The 21,838-nt window shown below is 55.3% G+C and carries 25 protein-coding genes and 1 pseudogene; 10 read left to right on the top strand and 16 right to left on the bottom strand.

Features of this window, described 5'->3' with window-relative positions; all coding sequences use genetic code 11:
* Positions 1-57: 57 nt before the first annotated feature.
* The 6 genes from GA0061070_RS12480 to GA0061070_RS12455 form a co-directional block, all read right to left on the bottom strand.
* Positions 58-660, bottom strand: a complete 603-nt coding sequence (locus GA0061070_RS12480; RefSeq protein ID WP_090136452.1) for a KpsF/GutQ family sugar-phosphate isomerase — start codon at positions 658-660, stop codon at positions 58-60.
* Positions 657-2,294 carry an FGGY-family carbohydrate kinase gene (locus GA0061070_RS12475; RefSeq protein WP_090136451.1) on the bottom strand — a complete coding sequence of 546 codons (1,638 nt, stop codon included), beginning with the start codon at positions 2,292-2,294 and terminating at the stop codon, positions 657-659. Before GA0061070_RS12475 ends, GA0061070_RS12480 begins: the two co-directional genes overlap by 4 nt.
* Positions 2,295-2,310: 16 nt before the next feature.
* On the bottom strand, positions 2,311-3,264 hold the full coding sequence (locus GA0061070_RS12470; protein ID WP_090136450.1) for an ABC transporter permease: 954 nt from the start codon (positions 3,262-3,264) through the stop codon (positions 2,311-2,313).
* Position 3,265: 1 nt separating this feature from the next.
* Positions 3,266-4,255 carry an ABC transporter permease gene (locus GA0061070_RS12465; RefSeq protein ID WP_090136449.1) on the bottom strand — a complete coding sequence of 330 codons (990 nt, stop codon included), beginning with the start codon at positions 4,253-4,255 and terminating at the stop codon, positions 3,266-3,268.
* On the bottom strand, positions 4,248-5,747 hold the full coding sequence (locus GA0061070_RS12460) for a sugar ABC transporter ATP-binding protein (protein WP_090136448.1): 1,500 nt from the start codon (positions 5,745-5,747) through the stop codon (positions 4,248-4,250). The genes GA0061070_RS12465 and GA0061070_RS12460 overlap by 8 nt, the downstream gene beginning before the upstream one ends.
* Before the next feature lie 107 nt (positions 5,748-5,854).
* Complete coding sequence (locus GA0061070_RS12455; protein ID WP_090136447.1) at positions 5,855-6,838, bottom strand: autoinducer 2 ABC transporter substrate-binding protein; 984 nt, start codon at positions 6,836-6,838, stop codon at positions 5,855-5,857.
* 865 nt (positions 6,839-7,703) lie between these two features.
* Between GA0061070_RS12455 and GA0061070_RS12450 the strand changes: the two genes are divergently transcribed.
* A complete protein-coding gene (locus tag GA0061070_RS12450; RefSeq protein WP_090136446.1) occupies positions 7,704-8,099 on the top strand; it encodes a lysozyme inhibitor LprI family protein in 396 nt (131 codons plus the stop codon).
* Here GA0061070_RS12450 and rutR read toward each other — a convergent pair.
* On the bottom strand, positions 8,096-8,734 hold the full coding sequence (gene rutR / locus GA0061070_RS12445) for an HTH-type transcriptional regulator RutR (RefSeq protein WP_090136445.1): 639 nt from the start codon (positions 8,732-8,734) through the stop codon (positions 8,096-8,098). The two genes, GA0061070_RS12450 and rutR, sit on opposite strands and share 4 nt — an antisense overlap.
* Positions 8,735-9,013: 279 nt before the next feature.
* Between rutR and rutA the strand changes: the two genes are divergently transcribed.
* Genes rutA through rutF form a run of 6 tightly spaced genes read left to right on the top strand, consistent with a single transcriptional unit; the run spans position 9,014 to position 13,104 of the window.
* Positions 9,014-10,105: a pyrimidine utilization protein A gene (rutA, locus tag GA0061070_RS12440; protein WP_090136444.1), complete on the top strand. Its 1,092-nt coding sequence runs from the start codon at positions 9,014-9,016 to the stop codon at positions 10,103-10,105.
* A complete protein-coding gene (rutB, locus tag GA0061070_RS12435) occupies positions 10,105-10,797 on the top strand; it encodes a pyrimidine utilization protein B (RefSeq protein WP_090136443.1) in 693 nt (230 codons plus the stop codon). Before rutA ends, rutB begins: the two co-directional genes overlap by 1 nt.
* Positions 10,798-10,808: 11 nt before the next feature.
* Positions 10,809-11,195 (top strand): pyrimidine utilization protein C, encoded by a 387-nt coding sequence (gene rutC / locus GA0061070_RS12430; RefSeq protein ID WP_090136442.1) that lies wholly within the window; start codon positions 10,809-10,811, stop codon positions 11,193-11,195.
* Between the two features lie 7 nt (positions 11,196-11,202).
* Positions 11,203-12,009 carry a pyrimidine utilization protein D gene (rutD, locus tag GA0061070_RS12425; RefSeq protein WP_090136441.1) on the top strand — a complete coding sequence of 269 codons (807 nt, stop codon included), beginning with the start codon at positions 11,203-11,205 and terminating at the stop codon, positions 12,007-12,009.
* Positions 12,006-12,596 carry a malonic semialdehyde reductase gene (locus GA0061070_RS12420; RefSeq protein WP_090136440.1) on the top strand — a complete coding sequence of 197 codons (591 nt, stop codon included), beginning with the start codon at positions 12,006-12,008 and terminating at the stop codon, positions 12,594-12,596. Before rutD ends, GA0061070_RS12420 begins: the two co-directional genes overlap by 4 nt.
* A gap of 10 nt (positions 12,597-12,606) precedes the next feature.
* Positions 12,607-13,104, top strand: coding sequence for an NADH-dependent FMN reductase RutF (gene rutF, locus GA0061070_RS12415; RefSeq protein WP_090136439.1), 498 nt, complete (start codon positions 12,607-12,609; stop codon positions 13,102-13,104).
* On the opposite strand, the gene GA0061070_RS12410 is transcribed toward rutF, so the two are convergent.
* Together GA0061070_RS12410 and GA0061070_RS12405 are read right to left on the bottom strand one after the other, a co-directional pair.
* A complete protein-coding gene (locus GA0061070_RS12410) occupies positions 13,085-14,011 on the bottom strand; it encodes a DMT family transporter (RefSeq protein WP_090136479.1) in 927 nt (308 codons plus the stop codon). The two genes, rutF and GA0061070_RS12410, sit on opposite strands and share 20 nt — an antisense overlap.
* 124 nt (positions 14,012-14,135) lie before the next feature.
* Positions 14,136-14,309 carry a con-10 family general stress protein gene (locus tag GA0061070_RS12405; protein WP_071532050.1) on the bottom strand — a complete coding sequence of 58 codons (174 nt, stop codon included), beginning with the start codon at positions 14,307-14,309 and terminating at the stop codon, positions 14,136-14,138.
* A 393-nt stretch (positions 14,310-14,702) separates the two neighbouring features.
* Here GA0061070_RS12405 and wrbA point away from each other — a divergent pair, with 393 nt between their 5' ends.
* Positions 14,703-15,299, top strand: a complete 597-nt coding sequence (wrbA, locus tag GA0061070_RS12400) for an NAD(P)H:quinone oxidoreductase (RefSeq protein WP_007374323.1) — start codon at positions 14,703-14,705, stop codon at positions 15,297-15,299.
* A gap of 20 nt (positions 15,300-15,319) precedes the next feature.
* Positions 15,320-15,547 (top strand): YccJ family protein, encoded by a 228-nt coding sequence (locus tag GA0061070_RS12395; RefSeq protein ID WP_007374322.1) that lies wholly within the window; start codon positions 15,320-15,322, stop codon positions 15,545-15,547.
* 34 nt (positions 15,548-15,581) lie between these two features.
* On the opposite strand, the gene agp is transcribed toward GA0061070_RS12395, so the two are convergent.
* Entirely contained in the window at positions 15,582-16,820 is a 1,239-nt protein-coding gene (gene agp, locus GA0061070_RS12390) for a bifunctional glucose-1-phosphatase/inositol phosphatase (protein ID WP_090136438.1), read from the bottom strand.
* Positions 16,821-16,899: 79 nt separating this feature from the next.
* Here agp and GA0061070_RS25975 point away from each other — a divergent pair, with 79 nt between their 5' ends.
* Positions 16,900-17,157 carry an SDR family NAD(P)-dependent oxidoreductase gene (locus GA0061070_RS25975; RefSeq protein WP_425256054.1) on the top strand — a complete coding sequence of 86 codons (258 nt, stop codon included), beginning with the start codon at positions 16,900-16,902 and terminating at the stop codon, positions 17,155-17,157.
* On the opposite strand, the pseudogene GA0061070_RS25525 reads toward GA0061070_RS25975, so the two are convergent.
* From GA0061070_RS25525 to GA0061070_RS12355, 6 genes and pseudogenes are all read right to left on the bottom strand, one after another.
* Positions 17,117-17,254, bottom strand: a pseudogene (locus tag GA0061070_RS25525) (oxidoreductase); the annotation flags it as partial. The gene GA0061070_RS25975 and the pseudogene GA0061070_RS25525 sit on opposite strands and share 41 nt — an antisense overlap.
* 27 nt (positions 17,255-17,281) lie before the next feature.
* Positions 17,282-18,529 (bottom strand): allantoate amidohydrolase, encoded by a 1,248-nt coding sequence (hpxK, locus tag GA0061070_RS12375; protein ID WP_090136437.1) that lies wholly within the window; start codon positions 18,527-18,529, stop codon positions 17,282-17,284.
* On the bottom strand, positions 18,529-19,767 hold the full coding sequence (locus tag GA0061070_RS12370; RefSeq protein WP_090136436.1) for a pyridoxal-phosphate-dependent aminotransferase family protein: 1,239 nt from the start codon (positions 19,765-19,767) through the stop codon (positions 18,529-18,531). The genes hpxK and GA0061070_RS12370 overlap by 1 nt, the downstream gene beginning before the upstream one ends.
* Positions 19,768-19,782: 15 nt before the next feature.
* Positions 19,783-20,520, bottom strand: a complete 738-nt coding sequence (locus GA0061070_RS12365) for an amino acid ABC transporter ATP-binding protein (RefSeq protein WP_090136435.1) — start codon at positions 20,518-20,520, stop codon at positions 19,783-19,785.
* Positions 20,501-21,157, bottom strand: a complete 657-nt coding sequence (locus GA0061070_RS12360; RefSeq protein WP_167353577.1) for an amino acid ABC transporter permease — start codon at positions 21,155-21,157, stop codon at positions 20,501-20,503. The genes GA0061070_RS12365 and GA0061070_RS12360 overlap by 20 nt, the downstream gene beginning before the upstream one ends.
* Complete coding sequence (locus tag GA0061070_RS12355) at positions 21,157-21,822, bottom strand: amino acid ABC transporter permease (RefSeq protein WP_090136433.1); 666 nt, start codon at positions 21,820-21,822, stop codon at positions 21,157-21,159. The genes GA0061070_RS12360 and GA0061070_RS12355 overlap by 1 nt, the downstream gene beginning before the upstream one ends.
* Positions 21,823-21,838 lie beyond the last annotated feature (16 nt).

The raw sequence follows: 21,838 nt of genomic DNA, 5'->3' as shown, positions 1-21,838 counted from the left end.
ACTCCGGGTGGTGGACAGTGAATACACAACACACCGCAGACCGTATAATTTATTGTTTCAAATCGCTTTATTTCTTAACGTTAAGCCAACATCACCGCCGGGGTGCACGGCGAGCAATGTCTCCTTCGAATAACCACTTTCGCTCATCAGGCACGCGCAGGCGGCATCGAATATCGCCAGCGCCAGCACAATCGAGGTGGTTGCCAGCATGTTCAGCGGATCGATCTCGCGGCGAACGCCGGTTGAAATCACCAACCGTGAGGCCTGGGCTATCGCTGAATCCGGGTTTTCCGTCACGCTGATAAGCGCCACGCCTTTCGCCGTCAGACTGGGCAGCAACCGCGTCAGCTCATCGGAATTTCCGCCACGCGACAACATAATCAGCAGATCATTAGCATCCAGGAAACCCAAATCGCCGTGAGCAGCATCGGTGGCGTTGAGATAAATCGCCGGACGCTCAACGCAGGCCAGCATATGGGCAATTTTGCGTGCCGCAATGCCGGAAGTGCCAACGCCGGTGACTGCAATTTTGCCGCGACAACCGCGTAACTCCGCCATTAGCGCCTGCCACTGCGTTTCGTTAAGATGGCGGTTCAGCGCCGCTATCTCTTCGCTGTAGATTTGCCATGCGGCGCAGGCCTGCTGCCAGCTACTGCTCATGTCGGCTCCTGCATTAACGCGCGGTACTTCATATAATCCTGATACATTTCGTGGAACACGGTGTATTTACGATCGTAATACTGCTTAATACGGTTGGTTTGCGGCGTGACCGTTTTACCAATGCGGCTCATCGCTGCCATGGCTTCCGGGAAGCTGTCAAACACCCCGGCAGCCACGGTACCCATCATCGCGCCGCCAAGCAACATCGCTTCGCTCTCCTCCGGCAACAACATCGCACAGCCAGTCGCGTTGGCATGTTCCTGCACAAAGATCGGGTTTTTGGTGCCGCCGCCGCTGGCCATCACCGTATCGATGCTGTAACCACTCTGATTCATGGTCTCAATAATATGTCGCGTACCCAGCGCAATGGCCTGAATGGTCGCCAGGTACTGCAATGCCATATCTTCCGGCGTGCGCGATAGCTTTAACCCGCTGATAACGCCGGTTAATGTCGGATTAGCACGCGGCGAACGGTTGCCGTGAAAGTACGGCAAAATATGAATATCACGCGTCAAAAACGCGATATTCTCCGGTTCGCCCGCCATTTTTCGCAGCAATGCGTTCAGCACTTCGTAAATGGTTTGCCCCTGCGCTTTTGCCTGGCCGAGTAGCGTTTCGTAGCACGGATGCGACTGAATAATATGGTCGATCAGCGCGCCGGTTGCCGATTGCCCGCCCTCATTCAGCCAATAGCCCGGTAACACCGCCGAGTAATACGGCCCCCAGACGCCGCCGATAAAACGTGCCTGTGCAGAGATCGCCATATGCCCGGTAGAGGTGCCGCCAATCAGCGCAATACGCCGGTCGAAATCCGCCACTTCGCCAGAAACACCGCTGGCGCCGAGCGTACCGAGCGTGCCAGCGTGAGCATCAATAATCGACACGCTTACCGCCGTGCCTGGCATCAACCCCATCTCTGTTGCCGCGCGCTGCGTCAGCCCTCGTCCCAACGGTTCGCCCATGGTTTTCACATAGCGGCCAATTTTTTCGGCGTCGTGTTCCAGCAGATCTTCGAGCCCAATTTCACGAAAATAACTGTTGTCCCACTTGTCTTCGTGGCCCATGTACGTCCACTTACACACCGTCGAGCAAAGCGAGCGGGTATCATCGCCTGTTGCGCGCCAGGTCAGAAAATCAGGCAAATCAAAGTAGTAACCAGCGTTCGCCCAGGTGTTTGGCATATGCTGTTTTAACCACAGCAGCTTGGGAGTTTGCATCTCCGGCGAGATAATGCCGCCGACGTAATCCAGCACCCGATGGTGCGTGGCGTTGATGCGGTTGGCCTGCGAGATCGCGCGATGATCCATCCACACGATAATATTCTGCTCACTGCGCCCGGATGGGCTAATCGTCAGCGGGTTGCCCTCTTTATCGAGCACCACCAGTGAACAGGTAGCATCAAAACCCAGGCCTTTAACCTGGATCGGGTTGATATCCGCCTGATTCACTGCATCACGCACGGCGTTACACACCGCCAGCCAGATATTGTCAGAGGATTGCTCAACAAAGTCGGCCTGCGGACGATAGATCTCAATGGCCCGGCTCGCCTGGCTGACCATCCTGCCAGTCAAATCAAAGACGCCTGCTCGTGCGCTGCCGGTTCCTACATCCACACCAATAAAGTAGCTCGCCATTCTTTTTCTCCTGAGATCAGGCTTTACGATTTTGTAATGCGATAAAGAGGATCAGCACCGCGCCCCAGAGCGCCATCGTTAGATAGCTGCTGATACCCAACAAGTTAAAGCCGCTCTCCAGCATTTGCAGCACCACCAGCGCCAGCACCAGCCCGAGTACGCGCCCGAAGCCGCCGTCCGGGTTAATCCCACCCAGCACTGACGCCAGAATGGTCACCAGAAGATAAGATTCGCCGTAGCCTGCTTTCGCGGAGTTGAATTTCGCCATCATCAGAATGGCCGCCACCCATCCCAACAGCGCCGAGATGATATAAACCGAAACCTGCACCCGCAGGGTATTCACGCCGCTAAAACGCGTCGCCTGTTCGTTCGAACCCACCAGATAAAGGCTGCGGCCAAGCGTAGTATGTTCCAGCAAGACCCATAGCAGCAGCGCTACCACAACAAACAGCAATAGCGCTACCGGAATACCGAGCAGCGTGGCATTGCCGAGAAACTGGATCGCGGCCGGAAAGCCGGAAATTACCGTGCCGTTGGAGAGCAAAATATTAAGGCCGGAGATCAGCGTCATGGTGCCGAGCGTGGCAAGAATGGGCGAAACGCCGATCCACGCCACCAGCGCGCCATTCAGTGCGCCAATCGCCACGGCCACCAGCAAACCAGCCAGCAGCGCCAGCGCGAGAAACAATGGATCGTCGGGATGAGTGACAATTACTGCGGCCATCACCAACGAACAGGCGTTCGCGCTGGCAATAATCGACAGGTTGATACCGCCGGTCAGCATGGTGATACCCATGCCCAGCGCCAGCATGCCAAGGATCGGTAGCTGTGATCCGATGGACTGGAAGTTGGCGACGCTGAAAAAGCGACTGCCGAGCAGCGCGGAAAAGGCCACCGCAACAACGATGATAATCACGCATTGCAAACGGATGATGGCATCACCGGGAAAGAGTCTGGCGATTGATTTCATCTTAAAGCTCCCTTGCGAGTTTGCGTTTTTCATTCCACGCGGTCGCACTGATGCTGGCGAGAATAATCGCGCCGCTAAAGACCATGTGCCAGTAGGAGGAGACGCCGAGCAGTGTTAAGCCATTTTGCAGGAAGGCCAGCAGTACCACCCCCAGTAGCGTACCAGTGAGCGTACCGCGGCCGCCGGACATACTGGTGCCGCCAAGCACCACCGCCGCCAGCACCGTCAACTCAAAACCGAGCAATGAGTTTGGGGCAACGGACTGGGTGATCTGCGCCTGTACCACTGCCGCCACACCGGCCAGAATGCCCATATAGCCGTAGACATAAAAATGCAGTTTCAGCAGATTAAGGCCCAGACGCGACGCTGCATCGCGGTTGCCGCCCATCGCATAAATTTGGCGGCCCAGCCGGGTGTAATTCATCAGCACGGCGGTAATCATGATCACCAGCCCCAGGCACAGCAGCGGCAACGTCAGACCATAGTCATAACCATCCGCTGCGGTGAAAGAGAACCAGTTAATGCCGTTCATAAACCAGTCCGGGAAGCCATACAGCCAGGTACCCTTGGTGGCATACACCAGCAGCCCGTAATAGACGTTCAGCGTGGCGATAGTGATAATAATCGCCGGGACGCGCAGCCAGTAAACCAGAAAACCGTTCACTAAACCGAGCAACAGCCCGACGGCCATGGCTAGTGCCAGCGCCAGCGCGAAGTTGCCGCCGTGGGTGATCACCCAACTGGCCATCGCATATTGCGCAATCGCCGTCATCGCCGGAAACGAGATATCGATCCCGCCGGAGATAAGCACCACAAATAAGCCACAGGCCAGGATACCGAGAATGGCGTAGCTGGTCGCCACGTCTGTCAGGTTACCCAGTGATAAAAATTCATCGGTACGAACACTTAGCCCCACAGCCAGTGCAATCACCAGCAGACCAAGCCAGAATTCATGTTGCCCGACAAGGCGGGAAAGAGATGTATTACGCATTGACCACCTCGGCAATCTCCTGCTCTGTGCAGCGGTGCGGATTGAATTCCGCTACCAGTTCACCCCGGCGCATTACCAGCACGCGATGGCTGTTGTAATACGCTTCCGGTATTTCGTCGCAAATCATCAGTACCGCCATCCCCTGCTCCGCCAGTTGGCGAGCAATCTGGTAGATCCCCTCTTTGTTGGCGATATCCACCCCAACGGTGGGCGAGTCGAGGATCAGGATGCGCGGATTAGTCGCTACCCATTTGGCGATGGCAATACGTTGCGCGTTACCGCCGGAGAGCGTTTTTACCGGCAGTTGCGCATCGGAGACTTTGATATTCAGATTGCGAATCAGCTCCGCGACCAGTTGCCCGGCCTTGGCGTGATCGAGCAAGCCTCCGCGCGTATGCAGTTTGTCGAACACGGTGACGATGGTGTTGTCGTAAATCGACTGATCCATGATCAACCCCTGTGTCAGACGGTCTTCCGAAACGTAGCCAATACCGTGACGAATGGCGTCATGGTTATTACGCAGTTTCACCGGCTTCCCGTTAATGCGGATCTCGCCATCTTCCGGGTGCGTCATGCCAAACAGGCTCATGCACAGTTCGGTGCGTCCTGCCCCTAACAAACCGACAATGGAGACGATCTCGCCGCTGCGCAGCGCCAGATTGATGTCGCGATATTTGCCTTTGCGGCTCAGATGACGCAACTCCAGCATGGGTGTCTGATCCACCGGCGCTTTTTCCGGTAACGGGCTGTAGTGAAAACGCTGTCCGGTCATCAGATACGCCAGCTCGTGGCTGTCCAGTTCGTTTGCCGGCCAGCTACCAATCAGCTTGCCGTCGCGCATCACGCTAATGCGATCGGCCACTTCCATCACCTCATCCAGACGGTGGCTGACGAAGACCACGCAGATCCCTGCGGCTTTCAGTTCGTTCACCACACGCAGCAGCCCATTCACTTCCTGGCGGGTCAGCGATGCGGTCGGTTCATCCATGATCACCAGCCGGGCATCGGCAGCAATCGCCCGGCAAATCGCGACTAACTGGCGATCGGCGATAGAGAGTTTCTCGACTTTTTTATCCGGATCAAGACGCACGCCAATGCGCGCCATCGCGGCCAGCGCTTGCGCACGCATCGCGCTGCGCCGCACCCAGATATCGCCGCCGGGCAAATAACGGTGGATGGCGATATTTTCCGCCACACTAAAATTGGGGAATAACGAGAGGTCCTGATAAATGACCTGAATGCCGTAATGCGCTGAAAGCTGCGGCGTCAGATGGTGAAAAAGTTTACCGTCCAGGGCAATGCTGGCACCTTTTTCCGGCTGATAAACCCCGGAGATCACTTTGATGATGGTGCTTTTACCGCAACCGTTTTGCCCCGCCAGGCAGTGAACTTCGCCTTTTTCCAGCGTCAGGTTCACATTGTCCAGCGCACGCACGCCCGGAAATTGTTTATTGATATTCTCAAGAGTGATAAATGCGGTGGTGTCTGTCATTGACAATACCCCTGCCAGCGCCCGTACGGGGCGCGATGGTTATCTGTGCTGCAAAAAGAGTCCGGCCTTGCGGCCGGTCTCCGGTTCCCTGGTGTGGCCTGAAATAATCAGAAGCCGAGTGATTGCGCGTTATCTTTGGTGACTTCGAGGATTTTGTTAAAGCGGATGACTTTCTTGTTCATATCAACGTCGGCTTTGCCCAGCCCGTCGATGGTCAAATCTGGAGTGACTTCCTTACCCTGCAACAACTGGTCAGCGACCGTCACCAGCGCATAGCCCGCATCACGCGGGTCCCACAGCAGCGCTTTTTTGATATCGCCACGCATCAGATACGGCGCAGCCTGGCCTGGCATAGCAATGCCGACAACCGCCAGTTTGTCTTTCGCGCGTTTTTTCTGTACCGCCTGCCCTGCGCCAATCGGCCCCAACGAACCAAAACCGATCACCCCTTTCATCTGCGGGTAGGTTTTCATTAAATCGAGGGTGGTGGCGTAGGATTTGTCGATGCTTTCAGCCACCGGCAGACGCGAGGTGACTTCAAACATATCCGGGTATTTTTCTTTTTGATATTTAATGGCGTAATCGGCCCAGGCGTTGTGCAACGGTACGGTCAGTGAACCGACGTAAATCGCATAACCACCTTTACCGCCCATATCTTTCGCTAACTCATCAACGTTGGCCTGTGCATATTTTTCGCTGTCGATGGTTTCGATATCCCACTGGCCAATCTGTTGATCCGGGGATTCATGGGTCAGCACCACAATGCCTTTGTCGCGGGCTTTTTTCAGCACCGGCTCCAGCACTTTTGCATCGTTCGGCACCACGATGATGGCGTTAACGTTTTTCGCGATCAGATCTTCAATCACCTTCACTTGCTGCGCCGGATCCGGGGTAGAAGGCCCGGTCTGGTAAGCGTTAACATTCAGCTTCTTCGCAGCATCGTTAACACCAGTCTCCATGCGGTTAAACCAAGGAATACCGGTCACTTTTGCAACCACCGCGATCTCATACTTTTCTGCTGCAACGGACTGGCCTGACACCATGCAGGCAGAAATAAGCGTTGCGCTGAGTAATGCGAGTTTAAATTTCATAGTTGTACCTTTCTTGGGGACAGAGGAAAGTCGCGAGGGGGAGATTAACAACGAAGGGAAGAGGCAAAATAATGTAAAAATGGAAAATGTGATTTACGCCCACAAAAGTTAAATTTTCGAAAACAGATAGTTAAATTTAAGTAAAAAACACTCATGCTGCCTTACTTTATAGGATTACGCATGTTAAAAATAACTAAAAATAAAACATTTGATTAACATTTTATTAGCAATTTAAGATAAGAGCAGGTACTTGTGCGCTGAATGAATGGCTATAACGGCGGGAAAAGTTTGCAAATTTGTGAACTGAAACGAGTAAGAGCCAGGCCCAGTAGGCGTGTATTGTTGCAGCCAGTTTGGGCACGGACAGCGCGCAACAACCGGAGCGTACACTCAGTACGTGAGGATGACTCGCTTCGCTCGCCCTAAAGGGCCGCCGCAAGCGTCGTTCAAAATGTTATGGCATTTTGTGTGAGCACTGCTCAGGACCAAAATGGCAAATAAAATAGCCTAATGGGATAGGTTCTAAGGCCACACGCGACATCGGCAAACTGTCTCCTCCCTGTCTCTGCCTCACTCGCTTTTGGCAGGAGCAGCACATGCGTTATGCCAGCGCACTGGAAACGCTATTACTCACCGATCCTTGTCGCAGAAACATATTACATTCGTTCACGTATTATGCCCTGAAAGCTGGATTGGCGCTGGATTTGTCCGCGATGCCGTATGGGATCAGCACCTGAGTACGTCACCGCTGTGGCGGTGCGGCTGGCCGGTAAGGCGCATCTTGCGTTTATCGCTGCAGATGACATTCCCCCGGAGCTATGCTAATAAAACGGCTGAAGCAGAGCCTTGTACGGAAGGGGACAGGATGAAACGTTGCATGCTGGCGCTGACCGCGCTGTTAATGAGCAGCCCGCTGCTCGCAGACGAGTGCGAGAACGCCTCAACACAGGCTGAGCTGAATAGCTGTACCGCCGCACAATATCAGGCTGCGGATAAAAAATTGAACCAGACCTGGCAGAGTGCCATCAAGCGCGCCACTCCCGCGCAGGTGTCACTGCTGAAAAAAGCGCAACAAGCCTGGATAACGCTGCGCGACAGCGATTGCGCCTTTGTCAGTTCCGGCGTCGAGGGCGGAAGCGCGCAACCAATGGTGGAAAATCAGTGTCTGGCCGATAAAACCAACGAGCGCGAAGCCTGGCTGGCCTCGCTGCTACAGTGCGGCGAAGGTGATGTCAGTTGCCCACTGCCGCCCAGCCATTAACGGACGCGGATGCCTTCAATGATCATGCGCTGCACATTATCGACCGTGCGCTGAAAGAAGGCCTCATCTTGTAGCGTCGCGCCGGTAACGGCTTCCACCTGAATGGCGAAATCGGCGTAGTGCTGGGTTGAGGCCCAAATCATAAAGATCAGATGATGCGGATCGACCGCCGCCAGTTTACCGCTGGCGATCCAGCCAGCAATAATGGCCGACTTCTCCTCCACCAACGTTTTTAAATCCCCTGTCAGCTCCGCTTTTAGCAGCGGCGCACCCTGCAACATCTCCTGGCAAAAAAGTTTTGATGCCTGCGGATAATCGCGTGAAACCTCTAGTTTCAGGCGGATGTACTCCTTAATCGCCACCAGCGGTGTGAAATCTGCGCGGAAGGCTTTCAGCGGTGCCAGCCAGATATCAAGGATCTGCCGCAACACAGCAATATAGAGCGCCTCTTTCGATGGGTAGTAATAGAGTAAATTGGTTTTCGAAACGCCCGCGCCATCGGCGACCTGCTCCAGCCGTGCGCCGTGAAAACCGACGCGGGAAAAGATCTCCAGCGCCGCTGTCAAAATCGCCTGTCGCTTCTCATTAACCGCCTGCGTACGTTTACCGACCCGCTTCACCGTACCCTGTGCCATTCTCTCTCTCCTTTTGGTTGGCAGCAGCATAGCAAAAGGCGCGAGGCGACTCGACCCTGTGCACTCAGAATGCACATGAATGCCTGTTTTTTGTGCACCATTTTTGACCATTTAGTCCACTTTTTCACACTCCATTTCATCAACTTTCATTTAACATCATAATAACAATAATCTTTTTATTGTTGGCATCCGCTTTGCAAACCCTTGATTGCGCGGCTGAAAGGAAAATGCAGGATGCAACGCCACGCCAGACATTCACCTGACAAAGCGAGGTAGGTAATGAAAATTGGTGTTTTCGTTCCAATTGGCAACAACGGCTGGCTGATTTCAACCCATGCGCCTCAGTACAAGCCGACCTTTGAACTGAATAAAGCGATTGTGCAGAAAGCGGAGCATTACCACTTCGATTTTGCGCTCTCGATGATCAAGCTGCGCGGTTTTGGCGGCAAAACCGAATTCTGGGATCATAACCTTGAATCCTTCACGCTGATGGCCGGACTGGCGGCGGTCACTTCTCGTATTCAAATCTACGCCACTGCCGCAACCCTAACGCTGGCGCCCGCCATTGTCGCACGGATGGCATCGACCATAGATTCCATCTCCGGCGGGCGTTTTGGCGTCAATCTGGTGACTGGTTGGCAAAAGCCGGAGTATGAGCAGATGGGTCTGTGGCCGGGCGACGACTACTTCTCCCGTCGCTATGACTATCTGACGGAGTACGTACAGGTATTACGCGATCTTTGGGGAACCGGCAAAAGCGATTTCAAAGGCGAATTTTTCACCATGAATGATTGCCGCGTCAGTCCACAACCTGCTGGCCCGATGAAAGTAATCTGCGCCGGGCAAAGCGATGCGGGAATGGCATTTTCCGCGCAATACGCTGATTACAACTTCTGCTTCGGCAAAGGTGTTAACACGCCAACCGCATTTGCGCCTACTGCCAAACGTATGCAGGAAGCGGCCTGCGCCACCGGGCGTGATGTTGGTTCCTATGTACTGTTTATGGTTATTGCCGATGAAACCGACGAGGCGGCGCGGGCAAAATGGGAGCACTACAAAGCGGGCGCTGACGACGAAGCGCTGGCATGGCTTACCGAGCAAAGCCAGAAAGATACCCGTTCCGGCGCGGACACGAATGTGCGCCAGATGGCCGATCCAACATCGGCGGTGAATATCAATATGGGTACGCTGGTAGGTTCATATGCCACGGTAGCACGCTTACTTGATGAGGTTGCCAGCGTTCCCGGCACCGACGGCGTATTGCTTACCTTTGATGATTTTTTACAGGGCGTCGAAACGTTTGGCGAGCGCATTCAGCCGCTGATGCAGTGCCGTAGCCATATTCCAGCCCCAACACGCGAGGTTGCCTGATGATTACCCTCAACGCACGCCCGGAATCGGTCGATTTTTCGCCAGAGCGAAGCGCCCTGATTGTGGTGGATATGCAAAATGCCTATGCCAGCCCCGGCGGCTACCTGGATTTGGCCGGGTTTGATGTCTCGGCCACCAGGCCGGTGATTGAGAGTATCAATATTGCCGTTGCCGCCGCCCGCAAAGCCGGGATGCTGATTATCTGGTTTCAGAACGGCTGGGATGATCAGTATGTGGAAGCCGGTGGCCCCGGTTCGCCGAACTACCACAAATCTAACGCGCTGAAGACCATGTGCAAACACCCGGAATTGCAGGGCAAATTGCTGGCAAAAGGCGGTTGGGATTATGAACTGGTGGAAGAACTGAAACCGCAAGCTGGTGATATCGTACTGCCGAAACCACGCTACAGCGGCTTCTTTAATACGCCACTGGACAGCCTCCTGCGCAGCCGCGGCATTCGTCATCTGGTATTTACCGGCATTGCCACCAACGTCTGTGTTGAATCCACGCTGCGTGACGGCTTTTTTCTCGAATACTTCGGCATCGTACTGGAAGACGCCACCCATCAGGCTGGCCCGGCATTTGCCCAGCAAGCCGCGCTGTTCAATATCGAAACTTTCTTCGGCTGGGTGAGCGATGTGCAGACTTTCTGCTCCGCCCTGGCACCTCAAAAACAGGTCAACATTGCGTAAGGAGACTTATCATGCCAAAACAGGTCATTATTCCGCCGGGCACCACCACCCCTATCGCCCCGTTTGTTCCGGGTACGCTGGCTGACGGCGTGGTCTATGTCTCCGGCACACTACCGTTTGATGCCGACAATAACGTGGTGTTTGTTGGCGACCCAAAGGCGCAAACGCGCCACGTGCTGGAAACGATCAAGCGCGTGATCGAGACCGCAGGTGGCACGATGGAGGATGTGACATTCAACAGCATCTTTATCACCGACTGGAAAAATTACGCCGCGATTAACGAAGTGTACGCCGAGTTTTTCCCCGGCGATAAACCGGCGCGTTTCTGCATTCAATGCGGCCTGGTGAAACCCGATGCGCTGGTGGAGATCGCCACCGTTGCGCACATCGGTCTGTGAGGATGCCATGAAGCTAACCCTGAGCGATGCGCCGTATGCAGGCGCGCCAGTGGTGGTACTGAGCGCCGGGTTAGGCGGCGCTGGCAACTACTGGTTGGCGCAACTCTCGGCGCTGGAAGCGCATTACCAGGTAGTGCGCTATGACCAGCGCGGAACCGGCAATAACCCGGCCACGCTAGCGGATGGTTATAGCATGCAGGATATGGCAACGGAGCTGCACCAGGCGTTGCTGGCGGAAGGAATTCCCCGTTTTTGCCTTATCGGCCACGCGCTGGGCGCTCTGATTGGCCTGCAACTGGCGCTGGACTATCCGCAGGCGATAAGTGGGCTGGTGCTGGTGAATGGCTGGCTACGGCTGAACGACCATACGCTGCGCTGTTTCCGCGTGCGCGAGCGGTTGCTGGCGGCGGGCGGCGCAGAAGCCTGGGTACAGGCGCAACCACTGTTCCTCTACCCGGCGGACTGGATGGCCGCTCATGCCCCCAGGATGGAAGCGGAGGAGGCGCTGGCGCATTTTCAGGGTTCGGGAAATCTGTTGCGTCGCCTGGCGGCGCTGAAAAATGCCGACTTCAGTCGCCGGGCGCAAGAGATTCGCTGCCCGACACACATCATCTGTGCGCGGGACGATCTGCTGGTGCCCTGGACCTGCTCCGCCGACCTGCAAGCAACGATCCCCGGTAGCCAATTACATGTGATGGAACGTGGCGCACATGCCTGCAATATCACCGAAAGCGAAGGCTTTAATACTCTTTTACTCGACGGGCTACATAGCATGCTGCCCGTTTTGACTCTGGCTCAGAAGGAGAATTTATGAGCGAAGCCGTTAACGCTGCGGCGCTGGATACCCTGTTCAACCAGGCGCGCACCCACAATGGCTGGCTGGAACGGTCGGTTAGCGATGAGACGCTGCAACAGGTTTACGATCTGCTGAAAATGGGACCAACGTCGGCCAACTGTAGCCCGGCGCGGTTGGTGTTTATCCGCACGCCGGAAGGCAAAGAGAAGCTGCGCCCGGCGCTCTCCAGCGGCAACCTGGCAAAAACGCTCAGTGCGCCGGTGACGGCCATCGTTGCCTGGGACAGTGAATTTTATGAACAATTACCGGTGCTGTTTCCCCATGGCGATGCCCGGAGCTGGTTCACCTCCAGCCCGCAACTGGCGGAGGAGACGGCATTTCGCAACAGTTCCATGCAGGCGGCCTACCTGATTTTCGCCTGTCGGGCGCTGGGGCTGGATACCGGCCCGATGTCCGGCTTCGATCGTGCCGTTATCGATAGCGCATTTTTTGCTGACAACGGCTGGCGCAGCAATTTACTGGTCAACATTGGTTACGGCGATGCCAGCAAACTCTACGATCGCCTGCCGCGCTTGCCCTTTGCTGATGTGTGTCAGTTTGCATGAGGTTTATGTTATGAGTATCGACAGCACCACATTTCGCGACGCGATGGCCTGTGTCGGCGCGGCAGTCAACATTATCACTACCGATGGCCCGGCGGGCCGTGCCGGTTTCACTGCCAGCGCCGTATGCAGTGTCACCGATTCACCGCCAACGCTGCTGGTATGCCTTAACCGTTCAGCGTCCGTCTGGCCGGTATTCAGCAATAATCAGGCGCTGTGTGTGAATACGCTGGCGGCGGGACAAGAAAGTTTATCGAATTTGTTTGGCGGCAAAACGCCAATGGATGAACGATTTGCCGCAGCACGCTGGCTGCAAGGCGAAACCGGCTGTCCGCGTCTGGCGGATGCGCTGGCCTCGTTTGACTGTCATATCAGCCAGGTAGTGAGCGTTGGGACGCACGATATTCTGTTTTGCCAGATCGTCGATATTTCCCGTCATCCAACGCCGGAGGGGCTGGTGTGGTTTGACCGGCGCTATCACGCCCTGCCTGCTAACCTTCCGACCGTTTAACACTGTTCTCAGGCGCTGGCAACGGCGCTTTTTTCTTTTTCAGCTTCAATTCACTGACCAGCACGCCCAGTACAATCAGTGCCCCACCGAACAGCGCCAGCAGCGGCAAACGCTCACCGGCCAGACGACCAAATACGCCCGCCCACACCGGTTCGCCAGTGTAAATCACCGTCGCGCGTGTGGGTGATACGCTGCGCTGCGCCCAGTTCATAACTACCTGAATAATGGCGCTGAAAATCCCCAGACCCAGAGCGACCAGCAGCAACCCCGGCGACAGCGTCGGTACTGATTCGCCAGAAGGAATCATGGCGGCAAAAGACACCAGCGAAGCCGTCAGCAACTGCACTACTGTCACCCGCCGGACATCGACTTTCCCGGCCCAGGCGCTGATTAGAATGATCTCGGCGGCAATCGCCACTGCGCTGGCAAGTGTAATGATCTCCCCTTTCCCCAGCGCCAGCATATTGCCCTCCGGCCCGGCCAGCGACAATAGCCCGCTAAACGCCAGCGCGATCCCTATGCACGGCATCAGCCCCGGCATCCGCCCCAGACACAGCCACTGTAACAGCGGCACCAGCGGAACATACATAGCAGTGATAAATGCCGATTTACTACTGGGAATAAATTGCAGCCCCCAGGTTTGCAGGCTGTAGCCGAGGGCGATAGCCATACCGATCACCCCGCCGGCTTTTATTTCCAGCCAGGTGATGCCATTTAAGACTCTCAAAGAAAGTAACACTACGGCCAGACCGGCGGTGGCAAAACGTAGACCAACAAAGAAAAATGGGCCGCTCATTGTCACGGCATACTGCACCGCAAGAAATGTACCGCCCCAGAACAGAGTGATGACGATCAGTAACGCTTCCTGGGGTTTGACGGAAAAGGCGTAACGAGAGAGGGACATAATACACCGACCAGAAGATAAACCCGTAGTGTGCGTTGGCGCGACGGGTTGCGCAAGCGCAAAAAAACCGCCGGGTTTCCCCGGCGGCGGGCGTAGCGACAACCTGCCAGGTTGTCAATACTCGACGTTAGCTTTCACGGCTACCGTGACTATTTTTGCCCCCTTTTTTACCGGCTTCGGATGCGCGTTGGGGATCGTTTTTGAAATTCCCCCCGCTTTGCTGCCCACCTTTGCGGCCTGCTGCTGATGCTCTTTCACGATCTTCAGCGAAGTTGCCTGCTCCACCACGATGGTTTGCCATGTCTGACCTCCAGATAAGTGAAATGTTAGACATCATACTGCATTCAGTAAAAGAGGATTCTTTCACCTCACGACGTAGAGGCCGAGCCTTTATCTGCGCCGTGTGGAACTAAGCTTAGTGGAACATAATCATTCATCCAGTGAATGGTAATATCCTGCAACAGCTTCGCTGCCTGATATCCAATATTCCCTAATCGAAACCGATAAGCCCCTCTTAACGCTTCAGAATAATGCCGTTATCAATATGTGTCTGATTGTAACTTGCGTCAGGCCACGCTTAACTTATTATTTATCAAAGAAATGGCTCTATTACTTGCACTCTGGCTATCACGTCATACGCTTAAGAAGAACGCAGCGAAGTGCTGCCGAAATCAGCTAATCAGGAGTGATGCAAATGGCTAAAGTGTTGGTGCTTTATTATTCCATGTATGGACACATTGAAACGATGGCGCATGCGGTCGCGGAAGGCGCACAGAAAGTGAATGGCGCTGAAGTGGTCATCAAACGTGTTCCTGAAACAATGCCTGCAGAGCTGTTCTTAAAATCTGGCGGTAAGACGCAGAATGCTCCCGTCGCCACACCACAAGAGCTGGCCGACTACGACGCGATTATTTTCGGTACGCCAACCCGTTTCGGCAATATGTCCGGGCAAATGCGTACCTTCCTGGACCAGACTGGCGGGTTATGGGCATCTGGCGCACTGTACGGCAAACTGGCGAGCGTCTTTAGTTCCACCGGTACGGGCGGCGGCCAGGAGCACACAATTTCCTCGACATGGACTACGCTTGCACATCATGGAATGGTCATCGTGCCGATTGGCTATGCCGCACAAGAATTGTTCGATGTCTCGCAGGTTCGCGGCGGTACGCCTTATGGCGCAACCACCATTGCCGGTGGTGACGGTTCACGTCAGCCCAGCAACGAAGAGCTGTCCATTGCCCGTTACCAGGGCGAATATGTTGCTGGACTGGCAGTAAAATTGAACGGCTAACCTTCATCAGGAGGAGACAGATGCCAACTCAAGAAGCGAAAGCCCATCGCGTCGGTGAATGGGCCAGTTTACGCAATACCTCGCCGGAGATCGCCGAGGCTATCTTTGAAGTCGCCGATTACGACGAGGTACTGGCAGAGAAAATCTGGGAAGAAGGCAGCGACGACGTGTTACTTCGCGCCTTTGATAAAACCGACAAAGATGAACTCTTCTGGGGTGAACAGACGATAGAACGGAAAAATGTATAACCACTCTCGCCCCCGCCTTCGCGGGGGCTTTTTTTCATTTTGCCGCATCACGCATCAGCGCATTAAATTTATCTACCGGGCAGAAACCATTGCTGTCCACCGGGCAACCTTTTAGCGTCAGGGTGACGCGCTGCGCGGGGGAAGCCAGTGATAACGGCTCCGTGTTTCGCAGTTGTTCCGTACTTTGATAAACGTATTCAATTTTCATGACATCACGTTTACCCGCCGTGTCATGCCAGCGCTGGAACACAATTTGTCCGCCGATGGGCGTACGCTCGTACTGGTTATGCAACTGGTAAGGCTCGAAATTGAGCGCAGTCAGCAAGGAAGCAATGTTGGAATCATGCCCGACCAGAACGATGATTTTCGGCGCGCTGCTGGCCTCTTCCACCAGCGTTTTGTCGAGGTATTTCACCAGTGGTTTTGCGACGTTGCGCGCCACTTCCGGCGAGGTGAACAGTGTGTCCTGATAACTGTTTTTCAGCTTCGATAATTCGCGCCATTGTGCATCGCTTTTAATCTCTCCCCACGCAACCTGATCGAGCGGGAAACCTTCGTAATATTGCAGCGTAAAGGCATCCACCAGCGAATTGCCGACTTTCAACGGCCCGGACACACCCGGTTCTTGCTGATATTTTGCGCTAAAGGTATCTTTCGCATCGGTGAGCGAGCATTGCTGTTTCTCTTTACAGGCCGGAGATGCGCGATAGCGCGTGATTTTTTCCAGTAACTGGTAACTGCCATTCAGCGCAAACTTCTGGCGCTGTGCCTCCATCGCGTTGACCGCCTGCTGACTGAATTCAGCCGAATCCTCGGTGATCACCGGGTTAAAAGTGGGATCCATGGTGCCCATCTTTTCCTGGTGATGAACCGGAACATCACAGCCGGGAAACGCGCCGTTGGTGAAAAACTGTGCTGTGGCAACCGTGCGTTGCAGGCTGTTGGCCCAGACATAGACACTGTTCGCGGATGGACACTCCCCCGCTTTCAGCAACTGTTCTTTGACCAGCCATTCGCGCATAAAATGGCCCATATACACTTCCAGTACGCCGCCTTTGGTGGTCAACTCGCCGCCCGGTACATCCCACTGTGGCCAGCGGTTCGGCGTCGATTGTTCCAGTACGCTGCCATTATTGGCTAACGGCGCACGCAGGTTGTGGCGGCTCATGATCAAAACCTGTTGTAATTGATAGCCTTGTGGTATCTCCTGCGCCAGCGCGACCGGTGCGGACATAGCCATGGCAATAGCGCTTACCCTGATTACCTTTTTCATTCTTTTCCCTCATTTCGCGGCCTGAAAGCAAAGATTGTGACACATTTATGACGTTTCGCCGGGTACGGTTGTCCGGAGTGTGCACTGGCGCAAAAAGCGATGTTTTTCTTCAATTGCTGAAGAGCATGAAATCATTTATACGCTGAATATCACCGCACTGATGTGCCTGACGCTGGCGGCACTACCGCGCTTTGTCGAAAATGACCGTGGCGTCATTATCAATATCGCCTCAGTCCTTGCTTTTCACGCCCGCGCAGGCAGCGCCCTATATAGACTTTTTATCCAGTTGCGCCTCCTCAATATGCGCTTTGTGTTGGGCGAACAATCATTTCGCTGACATCGACGCCATCCGGCTGTGCAATGGCCCACACAATGGCTTTAGCAATTGCCTCTGCGGGCAGCGCAATACGACGAAATTCCTCCATCGCCTCCCTTTTGGCCGAAAACCGCCACTGCGCAGGTTATTCCGCAGTGGCCAACACGCTCACTGCGCGGCCAAAGGCATCAATGGCCAGCGCAACATCTTCCACCAGTACTGATTCCGCCGGATGGTGGCTAATTCCGCCTTTGCAGCGCACAAACAGCATACCAACTGGCCAGCGTTCCGCCATGGCGATGGCATCATGCCCTGCGCCACTCGGTAGCGACAACGTCTCACCCTGCACAACCTGTACCGCATCGGCAAGCAGGGTTTGCAGCTTTTGATTGCAGGGCGTGGCGGCAATGCGGTAATACTCTTCGGCGCTGAATTGCAGATGACGACGCGCCGAGATAACCTGCGCCATCGCCAGCAATTCATTGAGCAAGGCATCAAGTGGTGCATCCTGCGGGCCACGGATATCGAGCGACAATAACACCTCGCCGGGGATAACATTCACCGCGCCTGGCAGAACCCGCATATTTCCCACGGTCGCCACCAGATTGCCGCCTTGCTGTTGCGTGGTGCTCTCAACCGCGATCATCCATTCGGCAGCCGCAGCCAGTGCATCTTTCCGGTGACTCATCGGCACCGTGCCAGCGTGTCCGGCCTCGCCGATAAAGCGGCAATTCAGCCTGCGCGCGCCGTTGATCGCCTCAACCACACCCAGCGCCAGCCCCGCCTGTTCCAGACACGGCCCCTGCTCGATATGCAATTCAAGATAGCTGCTGAAGGCCGCCGCATCACGCGCCGCCTGCGGGATCCGGTGCGGATCCAGTCCGGCATTTACCATCGCCTGCGCCACGCTAATACCTTCGGCATCAGTTTGCGTGAGCCAGTGCGCTGGCCAGCTTCCGGTCAAACCGCGGCTTCCCAGCAAAGTGATGCCAAAACGCGTTCCTTCTTCATCACAAAAACCGACAATCTCGATCGCCTGTGCCAGACGTAATCCCTGCTGATGCAGGCTCTGTACCACTTCGATAGCCGTCAGCACCCCGAGCATCCCGTCATAGCGCCCGGCGTTACGCACCGTATCAAGATGCGAACCGAGCAACACCGCCGGAGCGCCTTCCTGTGCCGCCTCATAGCGACCACAAATATTGCCCACGCTGTCCTGCCAGACGAGCATTCCCGCCTGGCACATCCACTCAGCAACCTGTTGGTTGGCCTGCAAATGCTGTGCGGAAAGATAAACCCGGGTTAGCGCATCCGGTGTTTCACTGATCGCTGCCAGCTCATTGGCGCGGGCCATCACACGTACTGCCGCCTCCAGACGTGCCGGTTGAGTCATCACACGTCCTCGCAGCGATAGTGATCCCACGCGGCCTGCATCGCCGCGCCTTGCGTGGTGGCAAATTTCAGGTAATTCAGCACCGACTCCAGAGCACTCAGGGTATTCATCACACAGGCTTTACGCGCGTTGTAACCCATAGTGCCGATACGCCACACTTTGCCATGCAGCGGTCCGAAAGAGGTGCCGATCTCAATGCCAAAATCCTCCAGCATCAATTTGCGTACCTGGTCACCGTTCACGCCTTGCGGAATGACGACGCCCAGCACGTTGTTCATCTTGTGTTGCAAATCGCCATAGGCTTCAAGCCCCATTGCCTGAATCCCTTTCAGCAACGCATCGCCATGAAGCTTATGGCGCGCAATGCCATTATCCAGCCCCTCTTGCAGGATCAGGCGTGCGCATTCACGCGCGCCGAATAGTGCAGTGGTCGCTTCAGTATGGTGATTCAGCCGTTCCGGCCCCCAGTAATCCATCACCATCCCGAGATCGAAATAGTTGGAGTAAACCATCTCATCCACACCGTCGAGATGCGCATCGGTGCGAATGCCCTCTTCAATACATTTACGGCGGCGGATCACCTCCTCCATGCGGCTGCTCAGGGTAATGGGCGATGTACCGGACGGCCCGCCTAAGCACTTCTGCATCCCCGCAGAGACGGCATCCAACTGCCAGGCATCGGTTTCCAGCGTGTTGCCACCGAGTGAAGCGGTAGCATCAGTGTAAAACAGCACATCGTAGCGACGACAAATAGCACCCAGTTCCGCCAGCGGTTGCAGCATGGTGGTTGACGTATCGCCCTGCACCGTTAACAGCAGACGCGGACGCACGCGCTTAATGGCATCTTCAATCTGATCCGGCGTGAAAACCTCACCCCACGGGACTTCAATGGTATGTACTTCGGCGCGGCAGCGGCGGGCAATTTCACACAGCAGATGACCAAAGCGGCCAAACACCGGTACCAGCACTTTATCGCCCGGCCGGATTGCAGAAATAAGGATCGCTTCTATCCCGGCGCGTGACGTGCCGTCAATCAGCATCGTCCAGCGGTTTTCTGTACGAAACACGCCGCGATAAAGCGCCATCACTTCATTCATATAGTGGGTCATCGCCGGATCGTACTGGCCGATCAGTTGGCTCGACATGGCGCGCAGCACGCGCGGGTCAGCATTGATTGGCCCCGGCCCCATCAGCAGACGTTGCGGCGGATTGATTTGCGGAAATTGAGCGATATCCATTTGAAGTTCCTTACATTAATTAAGACCGCGCACGGAGGAGATAAACTGCTTCAGCTCGGTGGTTTGCGGGTTGGCAAACAGCGTTTTGCTGTCACCCTGCTCCCACACACGTCCCTGATGCATAAACACCACGCGGTCGCCCACTTCGCGGGCAAAATTCATTTCATGAGTGACGAGGATCAGCGTCATCCCTTCGGCGGCAAGTTGTTCCAGCACTCTCAGTACTTCGCCCACCAGTTCGGGATCGAGCGCCGAAGTTATCTCGTCACAGAGTAAAACTTTTGGCGACATCGCCAGCGCACGGGCGATCGCCACGCGTTGCTGCTGGCCACCGGAGAGATTCGCCGGGTAGTAATCGAGGCGGTCGCCAAGCCCCACTTTCTCCAGCATCCGTTGCGCCAGTTCGCGACACTCGGCGGCGCTTTTCTTCAGCACCCGCCGTGGCGCCAGCATGACGTTCTCCAGCGCGGTCATGTGCGGGAACAAATTAAAGTTCTGGAACACCATCCCAATGGAGCGGCTGATCTCTCGCGCCTGTGAATCACGGTCGGTAATGGTCACGCCACCCAGTTTGATGCTTCCGTCCTGGTAGCCTTCGAGGCCGTTAATACAGCGCAGCAGTGTGCTTTTACCCGATCCACTACGGCCAATAATCGAGATCACTTCGCCCATATCGATGTCCAGATCGACACCCTTCAGCACGTGGTTGTCGCCGTAGTACTTCTGTACCTGATTAATGGTGATGAGAGGCATTGAATTTATTCTCCAGGTAACGGCTGTAGCGGGACAGCGGATAGCACAAAATGAAGTAGCCCAGCGCCACCAGCGCAAAGACTTTAAACGGCTGATAAGTGACGTTGGTAAGCATCGTGCCAGCCTTGGTCAATTCAACAAAACCGATGATTGACGAAAGCGCGGTACCTTTTATCACCTGCACGGCAAAACCGACCGTTGGCGCAATGGCGATGCGCAATGCCTGCGGTGCCACCACACGGAATAATGTCTGACCAAAGCTCAGCCCCAGGCAGCGTGAGGCTTCCCATTGCCCTTTCGGCAGCGCGCGAATGCTGCCATAGCCGATATCCAGTAAAAATGCGCTGGTATAAAACGTCAGCGCCAGCGAAGCCGCCGTCCAGGGCGATACATCGATGCCAAACAGCGCTACACCGAAAAAGGCGAGGAATAACTGCATCAACAGCGGCGTGCCCTGAAACAGTTCGATATACACGCGGATCAGACGTTTCACCTGACGCCCGCCAGTGAGTCGCAACAGCAACAGCGGCAGCGTTACCAGCGCACCGCCCATAAACGCCACCAGCGACAACAACACCGTCCAGCGCCCAGCCAGCAGCAGGTTGCGGATAATGTCCCAGTCAGTAAATGTGCCCATCATGCCTGTACCCCCAACCATTTACGTCCCGCTGCCATCATCAACTGACGCATGGCGATCGAGAGCAGCAGATAAATGCCGGTGGTCACCAGATAGACCTCAAAGCTGAGGAATGTCCGCGACTGGATCAGGTTGGCGGCGAAGGTCAACTCTTCATAAGAGACCTGCGACACCACGGACGACCCCAGCATGACAATAATGCACTGGCTGACCAGCGCCGGATAAATGCGCTGCAACGCAGGTGGAAGCACCACGCGGATAAAGGTCTGGCTTCGGCTCAACCCCAGCACGCGCCCGGCTTCCCATTGCCCTTTTGGTGTCACCTGGATCCCCGCGCGCACGATCTCCGTGCTGTAAGCACCCAGGTTGACGATCATTGCCAGTAGCGCCGCTTCGCCTGCCGTCATCTTGAAACCGATATTTGGCAGACCAAAAACGATAAAAAAGAGTTGCACCACAAACGGCGTGTTACGGATCAGCTCCACATAACCACCCCAGATCCGGCTGAACCACGTCGGCCGACCACTACGAATAGCCGCGCCGAAAATGCCAATCGCCAGACCGCCCACCGTTGCCATCACCGTCAACTGCACGGTGATCCACATCCCCGCCAGCAACTCTGGCCAGTGCGGCCAGAGTGCAGAAAAATGAAGTTGTTCAGTCATTCACACGCCCACACGC

It is taken from the genome of Kosakonia oryziphila (genome assembly GCF_900094795.1).
GTDB classification, from domain to species: Bacteria; Pseudomonadota; Gammaproteobacteria; order Enterobacterales; family Enterobacteriaceae; genus Kosakonia; species Kosakonia oryziphila.
This window is presented reverse-complemented; position numbering and strand designations above follow the sequence as displayed.